Here is an 18,370-nt window from a genome sequence, read left to right on the forward strand (position 1 = left end):
AGCGTTTCGATCGTCACCCGATCACCCGACGCAATTCTGATGACGGGACTGAGCCGATCATCCCACAGTCCCCAATGAAGATGATCCGGTGTCGAGGTAAGATAATGCTCCACGGGCCATCCTTTCTCATTGGTTCTTGTTGGCGCCTCCGCGCCCGCTGCGGCACCAGGCGGTCACTTCAACGGGGTGATCGCTGTGGAAGCAGGGCGCTGCATGGCGAGGCTTTCGAAAGTGACGTTGGCTCATAAGCACGATCTGTGCCAAGAGCCGTGATGCTGGGCAGGACATCCTATCTATCGCCTTATGGTCCCAATACTCTCCGCTTCGAGCCGACGTTTTGAGCTGGCCAGGTCAACCATGCGGCAGTTCCGTCCGCTCGCGCAACGGATGGCCGGAACCGTGACAGACGGGACCGTCAAGTATAGTGCGCGCTGCTCGTCTCACGTGCAGCCGACCTGTCGTCTTCCGTCGCGGATCGTCTGAGACATGAGCGAGCTCGCGCGTTCGACTCATGACTTGCGATCGCCAAGCGGCACAATGATGCCGCAACGCTATTTCAAGTGCTTTGTCCTGCTTTCGAGTCAAGGAATGATCGGCCTTGCCGAGCTGCCTGGTGATTCGGATGTTCTCAACCGTCCGGCCAAAGGGGGCGGGCGATGACGCGCCGAGCAATTGTCGCCGGACGCAATAGCTCAATCTCCCGCAGCAAGGACTGCTGCGGTCCTTCGATGGCCGCTTACTTCGCCATGTCATCTCGCGGCTGCCCATCAGGATTGGCCGTCGCGAAAATTCTGCTAGACGTATGGGACTAACATTAGTACGATAGGTCCAATTGGCAAGAAGGGACCTGCGGTTCGCTCCGCTGCCGATTGCCGACAAGGAGGATGTTTTGCCGGATACCCTGGTGGAGCCGTATACGCGGCTCAGAGAGAAGATGGCGCAGCGCGACCGCAGCCTGCGCGAAAAGGTGGTGTCGCTCGAGGAAGCGGCAGGCTTCGTCCAAGATGGCATGAAAGTGGGTATTGGCGGGTCAACCATGTCCCGCACGCCGATGGCGATGCTCTGGGAGCTGATCCGCCAGCATCGCAAGGATCTTTCGATTTCGCGCTGCATCGTCTCGACGGACGGCGACCTCGTGTTCGGATCCGGCATCGCGAACCACGTTGTCACCAGCTGGTTCGCCCAGGGGATTCTCTGGGGTTTGTCCAAGGTGATGCGGCATCACGTGGAAAGTGGCAGCAAGCGCTATGAGGAATGGAGCCACATGGCCGTCGGCATGCGCTTTCGCGCCGGCGGCATGGGCGTTCCGTTCCTGCCGACGCGCGCCATGTTGGGGTCGGATATCGTTGGTCAGCGTCCCGAAGCCAGGCAGATCGATTGTCCGTTCACGGGCGAGAAGCTGCTGCTGGTCCCCGCGCTCAACCCCGACGTCGCGCTGATCCACGTCCAGCGCTGCGACCCCTACGGCAACGCCCAGATCGACGGCCTGCAATTCATGGACATCGATCTCGCGCTCGCTGCCAACAGCGTGATCCTCACGACCGAGCGGATCGTGTCGAACGACCAAATCCGGCGCGCGCCGGACCAGACGAAAATCCCGTTCTTCTGCGTCGACGCCGTGGTCGAGGTTCCCTACGGATCGGCGCCGCACGAGTGCTACGGCCTCTATGAGCCGATGATGCGGCACATGGAAGCCTATGTCGCGCAGGTCAACGCGGATCCCGTAAAGGGCATGCAGGAATATCTCGACCGCTATTTTTACAGCCCGAAGTCCTGGAACGAATATCTCTCGCTGATCGGCATGGATGAGGTGTTGGAGGCGACGCAGAAGGGCAGGAGCATCTATAATGACTGAGGCGCAGCGCTACACCGCAAGCGAAATTCTCGCGATCTTGAGCGCGCGCCAGCTGCAGGACGGGCAGGTGGTCTTCGCCGGCATCGGCGTGCCGCTGCTCGCTGCAACCTTGGCCCAGCGCACCCGCTGTCCAGCCCTGACCATTCTGTTCGAGGGCGGCGTGGTCGGCGCCTTCGTCGAGCCGGGCAAATTGCCGCCGTCGACCAACGACCAGCGCTGCACCAAGCGCGCCAACATGGTCCTCGGCAGCGCCGATGTCTTGCTGCTGCTCCAGCGCGGATACGTCGATGTCGGCTTCATGGGCGGCGCCCAGATCGATCAGTTCGGCAATCTGAACTCGTCGTTCATCGGCGACCCGGCGAAGCCGAAGACGCGCCTGCCGGGTACCGGTGGCGGCAATGACATCTCCAGCCTGACCAGCATGATCGTCGCGATGAAGCACGAGAAGCGTCGCTTCGTCGAAAAGGTCGACTTCATCACCAGCCCCGGGTTCATCCGCGGCGGCACCAGCCGGCGCGACTCCGGCCTGCCAAGCGGCGGCATGTGGCGCGTGATTACCGAGCTCGCCGTGTTCGGCTTCGACAACAGGACCCGGCGCATCAAGGTGCTCGCGCTCAATCCCGGCGTCAGCCGCGAGGAAGTGCAGGACAATACCGGTTTCAGGCTCGACTTCGACGAGAACCTCCACGTCACGTCGCCACCGACCGATCATGAACTCGAGACGCTGCGGATGCTCGATCCCGACCGTCTCTTCACCGCTTAAAGCTACACCAAGTCCGGAGATCTATTGATGACCACGCTTGCCAACACGTTTGGTATTGCCGCGCGCAATTTCACCGCTTATCCCGAAATGCCCAACGCCCGGGCGCTCGTCGAGTACGGCGTTCGGGTCGAGGAGCTCGGCTACGATTCGGTCTGGGTCTGGGATCACATGCTTCTCGGCGTCGATCCGAACTTCCCGATCATCGACTCGCTGACGACGCTGACGGGCATTGCCGCGCGCACGAAGCGGATCAAGATGGGCACCGGCATCCTGGTTCTGCCGCTCCGCAACGCGGTGGCTCTCGCCAAGCAGCTCTCGAGCATGGATCAGCTGTCCGAAGGCCGCCTGATCATGGGCATGGCGTCCGGATGGTACAAGCGCGAGTTCGACGCGCTCGGCATTCCCTTCGAGAAGCGCGGGAAGATCATGGATGAAAATCTCGAGATCATGCGCCGGCTGTGGACCGAAGAGTCGGTTACCGGCGAATACATGCGCCACAACATTTCCAAGGCGGTGATGTATCCGAAGCCGGCGCAGCCGCAAATTCCGCTGCTGATCGGCGGATACGCCGATCCGGTGCTGAAGCGCGCCGCCTTGAATGGGGATGGCTGGCTCACCTACTTCTATCGTCCCGCCGACTTCAAGAAGTCCTGGGACAAGATCATCAACTTCGCCAAGGAGAGCGGCAAGGATCCGTCGACTTTGAAGAACGCCTCGCAACTGCCGATCATGATCGGCAAATCGCGGCAGACGGTCGAAGCCGACATGATGGACTGGCTCAACAAGGAGTGGGACTTCCCGGCTCACAGCGACTGCAGCCGCGAGAGCGCCATCATGGGCTCGGTCGATGAGTGCGTCGCCCAGCTTCGCGAGCACATCGCTCTCGGCGTCCAGAAGATCATCTTCGTCCCGTACAAGTATCAGGCAGACCAGGTCGAGACCATCGCGCGTGAGATCGTCCCGCGCCTGCGCGCCAAGTAACGAAACCGGAAACCGCTCAACACAGGCGACAACCAGATGACTGACCCCGTACGCAAGAAGATCCTCGACAAGGTCGACGCTTCGAAAGATCACGCGATCAAGTTCCTCCAGGATATGGTCGCGATCCCGAGCGTGACCGGCGACGAAGCCGCGATCCAGAAGCATATGCACGGCTACCTGACCGAAGTCGGTCTTGAGGTCGACATGTGGGAGACCAATTGGGACGAGCTCAAGAAGCATCCCGGCTATCGCCCGGTCGACCGCGGCTATGAGAATCGCCCCAACATCGTTGCGACCCTGAAGGGTACCGGTGGCGGCCGCTCGCTGCTTCTCAACGGTCATACCGACGTGATCCCCGTCGGCAACGGCGAGGGATGGAGCGACAATCCGTGGTCCGCTTCGATCAAGAACGGGCGCATCTATGGCCGCGGTTCGTGCGACATGAAGAGCGGCGTTGCCAGCCACGTGCTCGCGGTCCAGTACCTGAAGGAGCTTGGGCTCACTCCAAAGGGCGATGTCATGATCAACATCGTCATCGACGAGGAAGTCAGCGGACACGGCACGCTCGACACCGTCATCCGCGGATACAAGGCGGATGCCGGCATTTCCGGCGAGACCAGCGACCTGTTCGTGCAGCCGGCCTGCATCGGGCGTATCTGGTTCCAGATCGACATCGAAGGCAAGCCCGCCGGTATCCAGCAGCGCTACCTTGGCATCAGCGCCATCGAGCTCGGCAACAAGATCGTGAAGGCCGTGCAGGAGCTGGAAGACGAACGCGTCGCGAACGTCAAGCACGCGCTCTACCCGAGCGCCATCGACTCCTTGCCCTGCATCATCGGCAGCTTCCAGGCCGGCAATTATCCGAGCGCCTTCCCGGCGAGCGCCGTTCTGAAGGGATCGATCGGTACGGTGCCGAGCGAGGACCACGAGGGCGTCAAGCAGAGTCTCGTCAAGAAGATCGCCGAGGTTGCGGCTCAGGATCCCTGGATGAAGGACCATCCTCCCGTGGTGAAGTTCGTCGGCTACGACGCCGAGGCTTCGGAGATTCCGGTCCAGCATCCGATCGTGCAGACCGTCTGCGACGTCTACACGGAAGTGACCGGCAAGAAGCCGACGATCTCGGGGCGTCAGGGTGCGGCGGACACGCGGTTCTTGAACAAGTACGCGAATACGCCAACCGTGATCTTCGGTCCCGGCTCGACGGCGGTCATGCATGCGAACGACGAGTACGTCTCGATCGATGATTATCTGACGGCCATCAAGGTCATGGCTCTCAGCATCTACGACTGGTGCAATTCCGCCCCAACAAAGTAATCAAGGGCCGGATCGATCGGGAAGGGGCCCATGGTTTGGGCCCCTCCTTTTTTGGCGGCGTCGGTGGTGCGAACTCGCTATTGTCGCGCGCAGAAGAGTTCTCGAGACTCGACGCTCAATCCAAGTGATGCTATCATTGTGATAATAGAATGAATCTGATGTTCGAGCCGTCGATCGCTCTGGACACGGACGACAAGAGGGGAGACGGAGTGGCAAAGCAGGGCGTTGGAGCTTCCATTTCCCGAAAGGAAGATGATCGCTTTCTCCGCGGACGGGGCGAATATGTCGGCGATATTCGCTTGCCCGGCATGCGCGACGTTGCGTTCGTCCGTAGTCCGCTTGCACATGCGCGGATCAAGGACATTCGCATCCCGCCGCATCTCCGCAGCAGCGTGTTCATTGCGTCAGATATCGCGGCCGATACGCGTCCCATTCGCGCGGTGTCCGGACTGCCGGGCTTCAAGCCTTCCGACCAGCCGATCCTCGCGTTCGAGAAGGTCCGTCAGGTCGGTGAATTGATCGCGATGTGCGTCGCCGACACCCGCGCGGAAGCCGAGGACATTGCGGCTGCCGTCGAAGTTGATTTCGAGGAATTGCCGGCCGTGCATGACATGCTGCTGGCGCGGCGTCCGGATTCGGCCCTGGTGCACGAAGAGTGGGGCGACAACGTCTTTCTCGAGACGTTTGTCGACATCAACATGGAAGCGGCCTACGACGCTCCGATCAAGATCACGCGCGAAATATCGACCGCGCGGCAGAGCATGGCGCCGATGGAAGGCCGCGGCACGGTTGCGGTCTGGCAGAAGCGGATGGACCAGCTCGTCCTCTACACCGGCAATCAGCAACCGCACATCGTGCGCAACGGCCTGTCCGAATGCCTCAATCTCGAGCAGCTGAAGATCCGCATCGTCTCGCCCGATGTCGGCGGCGGCTTCGGCTACAAGGGTATCGTGCTGACGGAGGATGTTTGTCTGGGTTGGCTGGCCATGCGCTGCGGTTATCCCGTGCGTTGGATCGAGGATCGTCGCGAGCATTTGACGGCGGGCGCGAACTGCCGCGAGCATCATTATAACATCACCGTCTATGCCGATCGCGACGGGAAGTTGCGCGGTGTCGAGTGCGAGGCCTCGGTGGATTCCGGCGCCTACTCGTCCTATCCGTTTTCGGCATGCCTGGAGGCCGCGCAGATCGCCAGTATCCTGCCCGGCCCGTACGACTTCCCATCCTATCGCTGCCGCACCTGGTCGGTGTCCACCAACAAGTGCCCGATCCTGCCTTACCGCGGCGTTGCCCGAACCGGCGTTTGCTATGCGATCGAACTGATGATGGACGCCATCGCCCACGAATGCGGTCTCGAGCCGTACGAGGTGAGGCTCAAGAACCTGGTGCGGCCGGAGCAGATGCCGTTCGACAACATCACCAAGAAGCACTTCGACAGCGGAAATTATCCGGAATCGCTGCGGCAGGCTCTGGCAAAGATTGATCTGGCCGGTCTCCGCGCACGCCAAAAGAAGGGCGAGCCGGATGGTCGGTTGATCGGGGTCGGGCTATCCGTCTACTGCGAGCAGGGCGCCCACGGCACGTCGGTCTACGCAGGCTGGGGCATCCCGATGGTTCCGGGACACGAACAGGCGACCGCCCGCATGACCCCCGACGGCGGCCTCGAGTTGCGCATCGGCGCGCATTCGCATGGTCAGAGCATGGAGACCACGCTTCTGCAGGTCGCGCACGAGATCCTTGGCATCGACGTCGCGCGCATCAAGCTGGTTCACGGCGACACCGAGTACACGCCTTACTCGACGGGCAGCTGGGGATCGCGCTGCGCGGTGATGTCCGGCGGCGCCGTCGCGACGGCCTCGCGTGAACTCGCCAAGCTCATCAAGGGCATCGGCGCGCATCTGCTGCAGACCGAGGTCGAGAACGTCAAGCTCGAGAACGGCGCGGTGGTTGGTCCATCCAACAGCGTGAAGATCGATGAAATCGCGCACACCTGGTATCGCCGGCCGCAGGATCTGCCGGCAACTGTTGATCCGAGGGGCCTGGAGGTCACCATCGGCTACAAGCCGGCGCGTGATTCCGGCACTTTCAGCTACGCGACCCATATCGCGGTGGTCGCCGTCGATCCGGAGTTGGGCGATATCGAGCTGATCGACTACGTGGTCGTCGAAGATGGCGGCCAGCTGATCAATCCCATGGTTGTCGATGGGCAAATCTATGGCGGGCTGGCGCAAGGCATCGGCACCGCAATGTATGAAGAGATGAATTTTGATACGTCGGGGCAGCCCCTGGCATCGACCTTTGCCGACTATCTGCTGCCGGGCCCGACCGAGGTGCCGGCGCCCAAGCTCGGCCACATGGAGACGTTGGCGCCGTATACGGAGTTCGGTGTCAAAGGCATCGGCGAGGGCGGTGCCATTGCGCCTCCCGGAGCAATCGGCAATGCGGTCAATGACGCATTGCGGCCTCTCGGTGCGCAGGTCTTGCACACGCCAATGACGCCGCGGCGTGTTCTCCAGGCCATTCGGGCCGCAGCCGAGAGCCGCAAGGAGAAGGCGCCCGAACTGGCGGAAGGGTTGCCGGCGTGAAACCTGTCAATTTCGACTATGCACGTCCCGATGCGGTCGATGCGGTGATCAGGCTCATCGCGGACGATAGCAGAACCGTCAAGATGATGGCCGGCAGCCAGTCGCTCGGGCCGATGTTGAACCTCAGGCTCGTGCAGCCCGATCTGATCGTCGACCTCACCGGAATCGAAGAGCTCCGCTGTTTCAGTGACGGCGCGGACGAAATCTCGATCGGGGCTTGCGTCACGCATGCCGATATCGAGGACCTCCGCGTCACCGACGTCACCCGCGGTGCGTTGCCGACGGTGGCCAACGGCATCGCGTATCGCGCGGTGCGCAATCGCGGCACGATCGGCGGAAGCTTGACGCATGCCGATCCGTCGGCCGACTGGCACTCGATCCTCGCCGCGGTTGGTGCAAAAGTCGTGCTGCGCGGCTCGGCCGGAGAGCGGACCGTGGCTGTTGAGGACTACATGGTCGGCGCTCTTGAAGCCGACCTGCGCCTTGGCGAAGTTCTCGTTCGCGTCATGGTGCCGCGACTGAGCAAATCGGCGCGCTGGGGCTATTACAAGAGCTGCCGCAAGACGGGCGAATTTGCCCATGCGATCGGCGCCTTCATGACCGACCCCGATCGCGGCATCAGCCGTGCGGTGATCGGCGCAACGGAAAGCCGTCCGATCGTCATTGCCAAGGCAAGCAATGTGATCGGCGACGGCCGCGCTCCGCGTTCGAGCGACAGTTTCGACGGCCGGGCCGTCGACGAGATTCTGGAGAAGGCAGGGATGGTCGATCCCCTGGACAAGCAAACCCATGTCGCTGCGCTGCGCCGCGCGATCGAGCAGGCACGGCCGCAATGAGCACCTGCAACCTCAACGTCAACGGGAGCGCCGTCAGCGCGGAGATCCAGCCGCGGACGCATCTTGCGGACTTTCTCCGCGAGAAGCTCAATCTGACCGGCACTCACCTGGGCTGCGAGCACGGCGTCTGCGGCGCATGCACGCTGCTTGTCGATGGTGTGCCCACGCGTTCCTGCATCACCTTCGCATTGGCCTGCCAGCAGGCCGAAGTCACGACGATCGAGGGACTCGACGACGACGAGATCACGCGCGAGCTGCGTGCGGCCTTCACAAGGGAGCACGGCCTGCAATGCGGCTATTGCACGCCGGGAATGGTTGTGTCGGCGCGCGATGTCGTGCTGCGCATGCAGGACCCCAGCGAGCGCGATATTCGCGTGGCCATGAGCGGAAACCTTTGTCGCTGCACCGGCTATGTCGGCATCGTCCGCGCCATCCAGAGTGTGATCGCAGACCGCAGGGGGCGAGGCATCGCGGCGATTCCAAACGGAAACCGGACGCGTCTTGGGCCTTCGGGCTCTGGCAATGCGACCGCGGTTGCCGCGGCCTCCGTTCGGCCCAAGGCAAACGTCGCATCAACGGCGAAAACGGCCGAAGCTCCGTCAGCGGCGGCGGCCTCGCTCAGGGATACGAGCTGGAAGCCGCAAACGACGTTCACGCAGAGCTTCACCGTCGGACATCCAGTCGATGACGTCTGGAATTTCTTCTCCGACATCGGCGCGGTCGCGGCCTGTCTGCCGGGCGCATCGTTGGCCGGAGAGCCGGTCAACGGTCACGTCGACGGTCAGATCAAGATCAAGGTCGGGCCGATCTCTGCCGAATTTCAAGGCATCGCCGATGTGACGCGCGATGATGCGACCCGCACGGGCACGATTGTCGGCGCAGGAAAGGACAAGCGCAGCAACTCCTCAACCCGCGGTATGATCGGCTATGCCGTCAAGCCGGGTGACGTGGAGAACCAAACCAGGGTCGATCTCAGCATTGGCTTCACCTTGACCGGGGCCCTGGCGCAGTTCAGCCGCTCCGGCTTGATCCAGGATGTGGCCGGACGAATCATCGCTGTCTTTGTCCAGAACCTCGAGACGCGGCTCTCCCATCGATCGGGTGGAGGCGAAGGCGAGCCGGCCATGGTCAGGGAATTCGACGCCGGCGCGCTCATGCGATCGATGGCGTTGGGTTATGTGAGGCGAGCGCTTCGATGGCTCTTGCGACGATCCTAGTTGTTCGGCGATAAAAACTCGCCTTTGGCGATGAAATGGACTATCTTACTATCATGAATAAGGTAGTCCCAAATTACGAGCGCAGCCGGGTCCCCCTCTACGTGCAGGTTGCATCGGTCATGCGTCAACGGGTCGAGTCCGGGCGATGGCAAGAGGGCGACAAGATCTCGACCATCGAGGAACTCGAAACCGAATTCGGCGTCGCGCGCGTTACGATCCGGCAGGCGATCGAGATGTTGCGCAACGAGGGGCTCCTCGATGCGCAGCAGGGACGCGGGACGTTCGTGTCCGGAAGACCCAAGAATCGTCACTGGCTGAACCTGGCCAATGATTTCGAGTCGATGGTCGATTCCGTCAGGAACAACGTCCTCAAGCGCGTCTATGTCGAGGAGAATGCGGATCCGCCCCGGCTCGCCGCGCATGAAGGACGGCCCGCCGCCGGCTACGCTTTTCTCAGAAGCGTGCAATACAACGAGGACGAGCCGTTTTCGGTCGTCAACCTCCATCTGGCGCGCAACCTCTATCTCAAGGACCGCAAGCGCTTCACCCACACGGCCGCGCTGACGAAGATCATGGAGATGGACGACATAACGCTCGCCCATGCTTATCAGGTTGTGACGATCGGCGTGGCCGATCCCGAAACGGCCGAACTGCTCAAGATCGGCCTCGGCGAGCCAACCGCCGATTGTCGCCTGGTGTTGGTCGACAGCAACGGCATCGCCGTCTATGTCGCCAATATCCATTATCATCGCAGTTGCTTCGCGCTCCGTTCCGATCTTCTCGAAAAGTCGAAGAAGCGAACGAAGGCCTGACGAAGGAGCGGGCGCAAGGCCCGCTCCGAGGCCGCGCTGGAGCGTTTTCGAGCGAAGTGGCCACCGGTTCGCGTGAAGAAAACGCGTCAAAGCAAGAATCCAGAGCTTCGGTTCTGATGCAATCAGAACCGAAAATGCTCTAGGCGAGGATGCTGGCCGGCGAAGCGCCCACGATCTCCGTGTAGCGCTTCTGGTCGGTCGCACCTTCGGTGTTGATCAGCAGCACGCGCGACGCCTGGTTCAAGCCCAGCGATACACGCGCGGCGCTGCTCTTGGCGGCACGCCAAAGGCCGGCCAATCCTGCAGCGCCACTTTCGCCGGCCACAATGGCCGGATCGTCGCCCGTCGGGTGCGCGAGGCGGCGCATCGCTGCTGCGGCGCCCTCTTCGCCGACCATCATGAACGCGTCCGCCTTCCGCGACAGGATACGCCAGGCAACCAGAGAAGGCTCGTAGCATTCGAGCATGGCCATGATCGTCGGCTCGCCGTGGGCGATCTTGATCGGCGCGCCCGCGATGGCGCTTTGATAGAGGCATGCAGCCCGTTCGGGCTCGACGACCACGAATGCCGGCCGGTTCTTGCCAAAAACGACATCAAAGTAACCCGCGACCGCGGCCGCGAGGCCGCCGACGCCGGCCTGGATGAAGACGTGGGTGGGCGCCTCCGGCTGCTGCCGGAGGATCTCGTTCAGCATCGCCGTATAACCCTGCATGACCAGTCCGGGGATGCGCTCATAGCCGGGCCAGGACGTATCCGAGACGACGATCCAATGATTGTCCTGGCAGACCTTGTCGGCGACCGCGACGGAGTCGTCGTAGGTGCCGGGTACCCGCACGATTTCCGCGCCGAAGCGGGCAATTGCCTGCACGCGCTCATCCGTAACTCCGGAATGCACGAAGATGACCGCCTTGGCTCCGACCATCTGCGCGCCGGCCGCGACCGATCGACCATGATTTCCGTCGGTGGCGCAGCCGACCGTCAGGCCGCCCGCGATCTCGCGCATGGCAGGCGTCCCGATCTCGCTGATATCCACCGCGCGGCCCAGCTTGTTGCCGGCATGCTCCAGCAGTAGCCTGACGACGGCGTAGGATCCGCCCAGAGCCTTGAAGCTGCCGAGGCCGAGCCGATGCGATTCGTCCTTGATATGGATGGACTTCACCTCGAATTCGCGGGCGAGCGCCGGCAGCGATCGCAGCGGCGTTTCCGCGTGGTTCGGCCGGAAGGCGAGAAAGCGCTCGACTTCGCTGGCTTCCTCACGCGCCAGCGTGGCGGCATCCGCCGGGTCGAGCGGTTGGTCGTGAGATGAACTTGTATTCGACAGGAACATTCGAACCGGCCTTCGCGATGAGTTGTTTGATGGGAGTTGCCGCCGCTGATCGGACGTGTCGCCATCGGGCAGCGTAGCTTGCCAGGATTGAGGATACATACTATCATTAGAACGATAGATCAATGCTGATCGCGTGAGACGGTCGCCTGCTAATCGTCGCTCCGGCGATCTTCGGAAAAACGGGAAAAATTGTTTGAAAAAGGGATTGTCTTACTAATGATGGGACATTATAGCTCGAGCAGACGAGGTGACGGATGACCATATCGATCAACTTGAACGCCGACATGGCCGAGGGGTTCGGCGCCTACGACGTCGGTGACGATGCCGGAATCCTCAAGATCATCGGATCGGCGAATATCGCCTGCGGCTTTCACGCCGGTGACCCGCGGGTAATGCGCAACGTCGTGCGGGAAGCCAAGCGCCTCGGCGTCACGATCGGTGCCCATCCCGGTTTCAACGATCTCTGGGGCTTCGGGCGTCGGCGCATCGATATGCGCCCCGATGACCTCGAATACATGGTCGCCTACCAGATTGGCGCGCTGCAGGCGATGGCGGCCTATGAAGGCGAGCGGGTCACCCACCTCAAGCCGCACGGCGCGCTCAACAACATGGCCGCCGAAGATGCCGAATACGCGCTTGCCATCGGCCGCGCCATCAAGGCCGTCGATCCGCGCATCATCTATGTGGCTCTCGCGGGGTCCGAGATGGAGAAGGCCGGCCGCAAGCTCGGACTTCCCGTCGCGATCGAAGGCTTCTGCGATCGCCAGTACGACGACGACGGCAATCTGACATCGCGCAAGATCGCGGGCTCGGTCATCAAGGATGCGGCGGTCGCCACCCGGCAGGTGCTCGATATGGTGCTGAACAACACCATCACCTCCCGCAACGGCAAGAAGATCAAATGCAAGGTCCACTCGCTGTGCGTTCATGGCGACGAGCCCACGGGCGTCGCCACGGCCCGTGCGGTGCGGGAGGGCCTCGAGAAGGCCGGCGTCAAGCTGGTGCCGCTCACCGAAATGCCCCTCGACTAATCCTGGAAAGGCCACCGAGACATGAACACGAAACCGACGATTGCCATCCTTGGAGGAACCGGTGACTTGGGATCCGGCCTCGCGAAATGCTGGCTTGCGGCCGGTTACAAGGTCATTCTCGGTTCACGCTCCGCGGAGAAGGCCAAGAGCGCGGCACGGACCATGACCGGCGACGTCGCGGGTGACGACAATTCCGCCGCGGCGCGGGCTGCCGACATCGTGGTCGTTGCCGTGCCGTTCGCGAACCATGATGCGACGCTGAACGAAGTCAAGGACGTGGTCCAGGGCAAAATCGTCGTGGATGCCGCGGTCCCGCTGGTGCCGCCGAAAGTGTCCGTCGTCCAGCTTCCGTCCGCCGGCTCGGCCGCGCAGATCGCACAGCAGTTGCTCGGACCCGGTGTGCGGGTTGTCTCCGCCTTCCACAATGTGGGTGCGACCAAGCTGCACCAGGGCAGCCGGGCGGATTGCGACGTTCTGGTCTTTGGCGACGACAAGGCGGCGCGCGACGTCGTCATCGGTCTCGCGAACGAAGTTGCATCCGCCGGCATCGACGGCGGCGTGCTGGCGAATTCGGCGGCGGCCGAGGCGCTCACATCCGTGCTGATCGGGATCAATCGGCGCTACAAGGTGCCCGGCGCCGGCATCCGCATCACCGGCCTGTCCGCTAGCCCGGGTACCTGATCCATGCCTGTGGGGACGCGAGTCGAATACATCGCCCTGCAGGACATTCGGCGCGTCGAGCCGGGCGAGGATCTTGCAGCGCTCATCAGTCAGGGCCTGGCCGGGATGTCGCTTGAGCTGCAGCGGGGCGACATCCTCGTCATTGCGCAGAAAATCGTCTCGAAGTCGGAAGGGCGGTACGTTCGGCTGAGCGACGTCGAGCCTTCCCCGCAGGCGCTCGAACTCGCGGCGACAGTCGGCAAGGACCCGCGCTTCCTCGAGGTCATGCTACGCGAGTCGGCGGAGGTCGTCAAGACGCGGCCGAACGTCGTCATCGCCGCGCACCGGCTCGGCTTCGTCATGGCCAACGCCGGCATCGATCAATCGAACATCGAACACCGTGAAGGCGAAGAGCGCGTCCTGCTGCTGCCCAAAGATCCCGACGGATCCGCGCAGAGGCTGAAGGTCACGCTGGACGCATCCGGCGACCTCAATCTTGGAATCATCATCAACGACAGCTTTGGCCGTCCCTGGCGCAATGGTGTCGTTGGCGTGGCGATCGGCGCCGCAGGCATTCCGTCGCTGCTGAGCCAAATCGGCGTCCCCGACATGTTCGGCCGGGCGATGCGCGTCACCGAGATCGCCATCGCCGATGAGATCGCCGGCGCCGCGTCGCTCCTGATGGGGCAGGCGGGCGAGGGGATGCCGATCATTCTCGTCCGTGGCCTCACGCTTGATGGACCGGTCTCACCCGCGGCCGCGCTCGCGCGAGCCAAGAGCCAGGACATGTTTCGATGAGTGGCGCTGACCTCAACGTTGTTGCGCTTTGCGGCGGAGTCGGGGGCGCCAAGCTTGCCTACGGTCTCAATCGCCTGCTGGGCGCCAAGCTTGCCGTCATCGTCAACACAGGCGACGACTTCGAGCATCTTGGTCTCACGATCTCGCCGGACATTGACACGGTCGTCTATACGCTGGGCGAGCTTGCCGACGAAGAGCGTGGCTGGGGGCGAGCCGGCGAAAGCTGGAACTTCATGGAGGCGCTCGGCGGCCTGAAGGGCGAGACGTGGTTTCGTTTGGGAGACCGCGATCTTGCCATGCACGTCCTGCGCTCGCGCGCGCTGAGCGCCGGCGTAACCTTGACCGATTTCACCGGCAGGATTGCATCGCATCTCGGCATTGAGGCGAGCATCTTGCCGATGACCGACGATCCGTTTGCGACGATCGTCGTGACGGCCGATCAGAAGCTCGCGTTTCAACGCTATTTCGTCGAGCTGCAGGCACGGCCCGAGGTGAGGAAGATCGAATTCCAGAGCCCCAGTGGTGGAACGGCGACCAGCGCCGCATTGCGGGCCATCGGTGCCGCCGATGCCGTCATTGTCTGTCCGTCGAACCCGTATCTCAGCATCGATCCGATCCTGGCTGTGCCCGGTATCCGGGCTGCCTTGGACGCGGCGAAGGCCCCCATCGTTGCAATCTCGCCGCTGGTCGGCGGCCGCGCCATCAAGGGACCGACCGCAAAGATCATGAACGAGCTCGGCGTCGCGACCAACTGCGCCTCGATTGCCAGGCACTATGGCTTCCTCGATGGTCTGGTGATGGATCGCGAAGACCAGGCCGACGCCGATGCGATCGGCATTCCCGTGCATGTGACGAACACGATCATGCACTCGAAGGATGAACGCGTTCAGCTGGCACGCGAGTGTCTCGGATTTATTGATCGACTAAACAGCTGAGCGAAGCGATGGACGATTCCGAAACCTGGGCCCTGGTGCCTGTCAAACGGTTCAGTCAAGCAAAGAGCAGGCTGGGCGACATCCTGGTGGCGACCGAGCGCACAAAACTGGCGCAAGCCATGCTGTGCGATGTTCTCGGAAACCTGCGGGATACGCGCTCGCTGGCCGGCATCGCCGTGGTGAGCGCCGATCCCGAAGCGTTTGCGATCGCCAAGCGCTTCGGCGCGGCCATGATCTTCGACGAGGTTGAAACGGGCGTCAATGCCGCGGTGCAACGTGGCCTCGATGCGTTCCAGCCGTACGGGCGGCGGGTTCTTGTCGTTCCCGCCGATATTCCGTTCGCCCGTCCGGAGGACTTCGAACACGTCATCAGGTTGCTGGACCACACGCCGATCGTGCTCGTACCGGCACTTTACGACGGCGGCACAAATGCCCTGGCGATCCGGTCGCCCGACATGCTGGATCCCCGATTTGGCGAAGACAGTTTCCGCGCGCACCGCGCCCTGGCGCGACAGCGGCAATTGAGCTGCAGCGTGTTCAAGTCCCATGGCATCGGCAAGGACATCGACTGCCCGATCGATTTTGGTCCGTATCTGATCTCGTCGCAAAACCTCGGAAATACAGGCTCGTTTCTCGATGAGCTCAAAATTGCCGAGCGCTTCGGCATCGACGACCATCCCGTTCCCGTGAGGCTGTTCTGATGACGTCCGTCTTGAATCTCCCGTTCGACCGTCGCCTGTCCCGAAGCGAAGCCTACGAGCTGATCGATCTTGCGGACATCGACCAACTCCTGACGGCCGCCGCCAGGCGAAGGGATGCCGCGCACGGCGATGTCATCACCTATTCGCCCAAGGTGTTCATCCCGCTCACCCAGCTTTGCCGCGATGTCTGTCATTACTGCACGTTCGCTCACGCGCCGCGTTCGAACGTGAAGCCGTATCTCTCGATCGAGGAGGCGGTCGCCATCGCGAAGGCAGGCAAGGAGGCCGGCTGTCACGAGGCGCTGTTCACGCTCGGCGACAAGCCGGAACTTCGCTACCGCGTCGCGCGTGAGGAGCTGACAAGGCTCGGCCACGAATCCTCGCTGTCGTATCTCGCCGAAGTCGCCAGGGCTGTCTTCGAGCAAACCGGCCTGCTCCCTCACGTCAATCCCGGGATCATGAGCGAGCTCGACCTGGCCATGCTGCGCAAGGTATCGGTCTCGCAGGGGATCATGCTGGAGTCCGCGTCCGATCGGCTTTGTGCGAAGGGCGGCCCCCACTTCGGATCGCCGGACAAGGTGCCGGCCGTCAGGCTTCAGACGATCAAGACTGCCGGTGAGCAGGCCATTCCGTTCACATCCGGAATCCTGATCGGCATCGGGGAGACCAGAGCCGAACGGATCGATGCATTGCTCGCCCTGCGGGACCTGAACGATGCGCATCGGCATCTGCAGGAGATCATCGTCCAGAACTTCCGGCCGAAGGCCGGGACGCGCATGGCCAATGCGCCGGCGCCTTCCGTGGACGATCATCTCTGGACCGTCGCTGTCGCCCGCCTGATATTCGAGCCGGAGATGAACATTCAGGCGCCGCCGAACTTGAGCCCGGCGGCCCTGGGGCGCGTCGTTGCGGCAGGGATCAACGATTGGGGCGGCGTGTCGCCTGTCACGCCGGACCACGTCAATCCCGAAGCACCATGGCCGCATCTGCGGCTCCTGGAGGCTGCAACGCGGTCAACCGGCAAGCGACTCGAGAAGCGGCTGCCGATCTATCCGAGCTTCGCACGCTATCCGTCGCGCTGGCTCGACAACAAGCTGCTGAAGTCGGTCCTCGATCGCATCGACGGCGATGGATTTCCTCGTAGCGACGACTGGCACCCCGGGCACGTCGGTGGGCTTCCATCGCGCGAGCTCGGGTGGCTGAAATCCGCACCGCGCACCGCGCACGGCAGCGAGGTCACATCCGTCATTGCCAGGGCCCAGCGCGGCGATGAGCTTTCGGAGGGCGAGATCGTCAGGCTGTTCCGCGCTCACGAGAACGACCTTACCAGCATTTGCCGGGCGGCCGACGAACTGCGGAGCAGCGTCAACGGCGACGTGGTGTCCTACGTCGTATGTCGCAACATCAACTACACCAACATCTGCTCCTTCAAATGCCAGTTCTGCGCCTTCTCAAAGGGCAAGATGAGCGAGAATCTGCGCGGCCGGCCCTACGACCTCGAGATGTCCGAAGTCGCGCAGCGGGTCACCGAGGCCTGGGACCGCGGTGCGTCCGAGGTGTGCATGCAGGGCGGCATCCATCCTTCCTATACGGGGCAGAAATATCTGGATATCTGTCGGGCCGTGAAGGGCGCCGTCCCGTCCATGCACCTCCATGCGTTCTCGCCGCTCGAGATCCATCAAGGCGCGCACACGCTGGGCATTTCGGTTGCCGAATTCCTGCAGGAGCTGAAGGCGGCCGGCCTGGGCACGCTGCCGGGAACGGCCGCCGAGATCCTCGACGACGAGGTGCGCGAGACGCTCTGCGCTGACAAGATCAGGACCCAGCAGTGGCTCGACGTCATGCGCACGGCGCATTCGATCGGGCTCCGATCGACGGCCACCATCATGTTCGGCCATATCGAGCGCTACGACCATTGGGCGCGACATCTGCTCCGGCTGCGGCGCTTGCAGGCGGAGACCGGCGGATTTACCGAGCTCGTACCGTTGCCGTTCGTCCACATGGAAGCGCCGGTCTATCTCAAGGGCCGGGCGCGACCGGGGCCGACATTCCGCGAGGCGGTCTTGATGCATGCGGTGTCGCGCCTCGTCCTCAACCCGCACATCACCAATATCCAGGCGTCCTGGGTCAAGATGGGACCGGAGGGGCTGCGGCACTGCCTTTCGGCCGGTGTCAACGACCTCGGCGGCACGCTGATGGACGAGAGCATCTCGCGGTCGGCCGGCGCCTCGCACGGCCAGGAAATGACGCCGCAGGCGCTCGAATCGATCATCATTTCGGCCGGCCGTGTGCCGCGTCAGCGCACGACGACGTATGGCGTCGCGGATGACGTTCGGAGACAGCGTTCATTTGACGCGGTCCATGAGCGGCAGACCAGCACGGGCATGCGATCCGCGGGGTGCTAAAGGACCCGGGCGAGGCCGTGAGATTCAACAGGGATGATTGGAAATGGCGTTTGTAATCGAGCCGAATGTCGTCGACAGGAAAGGCTTGCGGCAAGCCGCGGCGCAAGCGCGCAAACTTAACCTGAAGCTGCCGACCTTCTCGCAGCTCGC

At 62.7% G+C, this 18,370-nt stretch carries 16 protein-coding genes; 15 read left to right on the forward strand and 1 reads right to left on the reverse strand.

Going from position 1 to position 18,370, the window contains the following annotated elements:
• The first annotated feature begins 486 nt into the window (after positions 1-486).
• The 9 genes from HAP47_RS11065 to HAP47_RS11105 all read left to right on the forward strand — a co-directional run bounded on the left by HAP47_RS11065 (position 487) and on the right by HAP47_RS11105 (position 10,363).
• The gene (locus HAP47_RS11065) at positions 487-660 is read left to right on the forward strand and encodes a hypothetical protein (RefSeq protein ID WP_173638215.1); all 174 of its coding nucleotides are present in this window, start codon (positions 487-489) and stop codon (positions 658-660) included.
• A gap of 274 nt (positions 661-934) precedes the next feature.
• Positions 935-1,855 (forward strand): CoA transferase subunit A, encoded by a 921-nt coding sequence (locus HAP47_RS11070; RefSeq protein WP_173640551.1) that lies wholly within the window; start codon positions 935-937, stop codon positions 1,853-1,855.
• The gene (locus tag HAP47_RS11075; protein ID WP_173638214.1) at positions 1,848-2,618 is read left to right on the forward strand and encodes a CoA-transferase subunit beta; all 771 of its coding nucleotides are present in this window, start codon (positions 1,848-1,850) and stop codon (positions 2,616-2,618) included. The genes HAP47_RS11070 and HAP47_RS11075 overlap by 8 nt, the downstream gene beginning before the upstream one ends.
• A gap of 27 nt (positions 2,619-2,645) precedes the next feature.
• Entirely contained in the window at positions 2,646-3,599 is a 954-nt protein-coding gene (locus HAP47_RS11080) for an LLM class flavin-dependent oxidoreductase (RefSeq protein WP_173638213.1), read from the forward strand.
• A gap of 36 nt (positions 3,600-3,635) precedes the next feature.
• Positions 3,636-4,913 (forward strand): ArgE/DapE family deacylase, encoded by a 1,278-nt coding sequence (locus HAP47_RS11085; RefSeq protein WP_092116306.1) that lies wholly within the window; start codon positions 3,636-3,638, stop codon positions 4,911-4,913.
• A 158-nt stretch (positions 4,914-5,071) separates the two neighbouring features.
• The gene (locus HAP47_RS11090) at positions 5,072-7,498 is read left to right on the forward strand and encodes a xanthine dehydrogenase family protein molybdopterin-binding subunit (RefSeq protein ID WP_173640550.1); all 2,427 of its coding nucleotides are present in this window, start codon (positions 5,072-5,074) and stop codon (positions 7,496-7,498) included.
• Positions 7,495-8,334, forward strand: a complete 840-nt coding sequence (locus HAP47_RS11095) for an FAD binding domain-containing protein (protein ID WP_173638212.1) — start codon at positions 7,495-7,497, stop codon at positions 8,332-8,334. The genes HAP47_RS11090 and HAP47_RS11095 overlap by 4 nt, the downstream gene beginning before the upstream one ends.
• Positions 8,331-9,551 (forward strand): xanthine dehydrogenase family Fe-S subunit, encoded by a 1,221-nt coding sequence (locus tag HAP47_RS11100; protein WP_173638211.1) that lies wholly within the window; start codon positions 8,331-8,333, stop codon positions 9,549-9,551. Before HAP47_RS11095 ends, HAP47_RS11100 begins: the two co-directional genes overlap by 4 nt.
• Before the next feature lie 53 nt (positions 9,552-9,604).
• Positions 9,605-10,363: a GntR family transcriptional regulator gene (locus HAP47_RS11105; RefSeq protein ID WP_173638210.1), complete on the forward strand. Its 759-nt coding sequence runs from the start codon at positions 9,605-9,607 to the stop codon at positions 10,361-10,363.
• A 139-nt stretch (positions 10,364-10,502) separates the two neighbouring features.
• Here the strand turns inward: HAP47_RS11105 and HAP47_RS11110 are convergent, their stop codons facing one another.
• Positions 10,503-11,690: a diaminopropionate ammonia-lyase gene (locus tag HAP47_RS11110; RefSeq protein ID WP_173640549.1), complete on the reverse strand. Its 1,188-nt coding sequence runs from the start codon at positions 11,688-11,690 to the stop codon at positions 10,503-10,505.
• Positions 11,691-11,944: 254 nt separating this feature from the next.
• Between HAP47_RS11110 and HAP47_RS11115 the strand changes: the two genes are divergently transcribed.
• Genes HAP47_RS11115 through cofH form a run of 6 tightly spaced genes read left to right on the forward strand, consistent with a single transcriptional unit; the run spans position 11,945 to position 18,220 of the window.
• Positions 11,945-12,721, forward strand: coding sequence for a LamB/YcsF family protein (locus tag HAP47_RS11115; RefSeq protein WP_173638209.1), 777 nt, complete (start codon positions 11,945-11,947; stop codon positions 12,719-12,721).
• 21 nt (positions 12,722-12,742) lie between these two features.
• A complete protein-coding gene (npdG, locus tag HAP47_RS11120; RefSeq protein ID WP_173638208.1) occupies positions 12,743-13,402 on the forward strand; it encodes an NADPH-dependent F420 reductase in 660 nt (219 codons plus the stop codon).
• 3 nt (positions 13,403-13,405) lie between these two features.
• Entirely contained in the window at positions 13,406-14,179 is a 774-nt protein-coding gene (gene cofE, locus HAP47_RS11125) for a coenzyme F420-0:L-glutamate ligase (RefSeq protein ID WP_173638207.1), read from the forward strand.
• The gene (gene cofD, locus HAP47_RS11130; RefSeq protein ID WP_173638206.1) at positions 14,176-15,114 is read left to right on the forward strand and encodes a 2-phospho-L-lactate transferase; all 939 of its coding nucleotides are present in this window, start codon (positions 14,176-14,178) and stop codon (positions 15,112-15,114) included. The genes cofE and cofD overlap by 4 nt, the downstream gene beginning before the upstream one ends.
• A gap of 8 nt (positions 15,115-15,122) precedes the next feature.
• Positions 15,123-15,815: a 2-phospho-L-lactate guanylyltransferase gene (gene cofC / locus HAP47_RS11135; protein WP_173638205.1), complete on the forward strand. Its 693-nt coding sequence runs from the start codon at positions 15,123-15,125 to the stop codon at positions 15,813-15,815.
• Positions 15,815-18,220 (forward strand): 5-amino-6-(D-ribitylamino)uracil--L-tyrosine 4-hydroxyphenyl transferase CofH, encoded by a 2,406-nt coding sequence (cofH, locus tag HAP47_RS11140; RefSeq protein WP_173638204.1) that lies wholly within the window; start codon positions 15,815-15,817, stop codon positions 18,218-18,220. The genes cofC and cofH overlap by 1 nt, the downstream gene beginning before the upstream one ends.
• Positions 18,221-18,370: the final 150 nt, after the last annotated feature.

Source organism: Bradyrhizobium sp. 41S5, assembly GCF_011516665.3.
In the GTDB taxonomy this organism is placed as follows: Bacteria; Pseudomonadota; Alphaproteobacteria; order Rhizobiales; family Xanthobacteraceae; genus Bradyrhizobium; species Bradyrhizobium quebecense.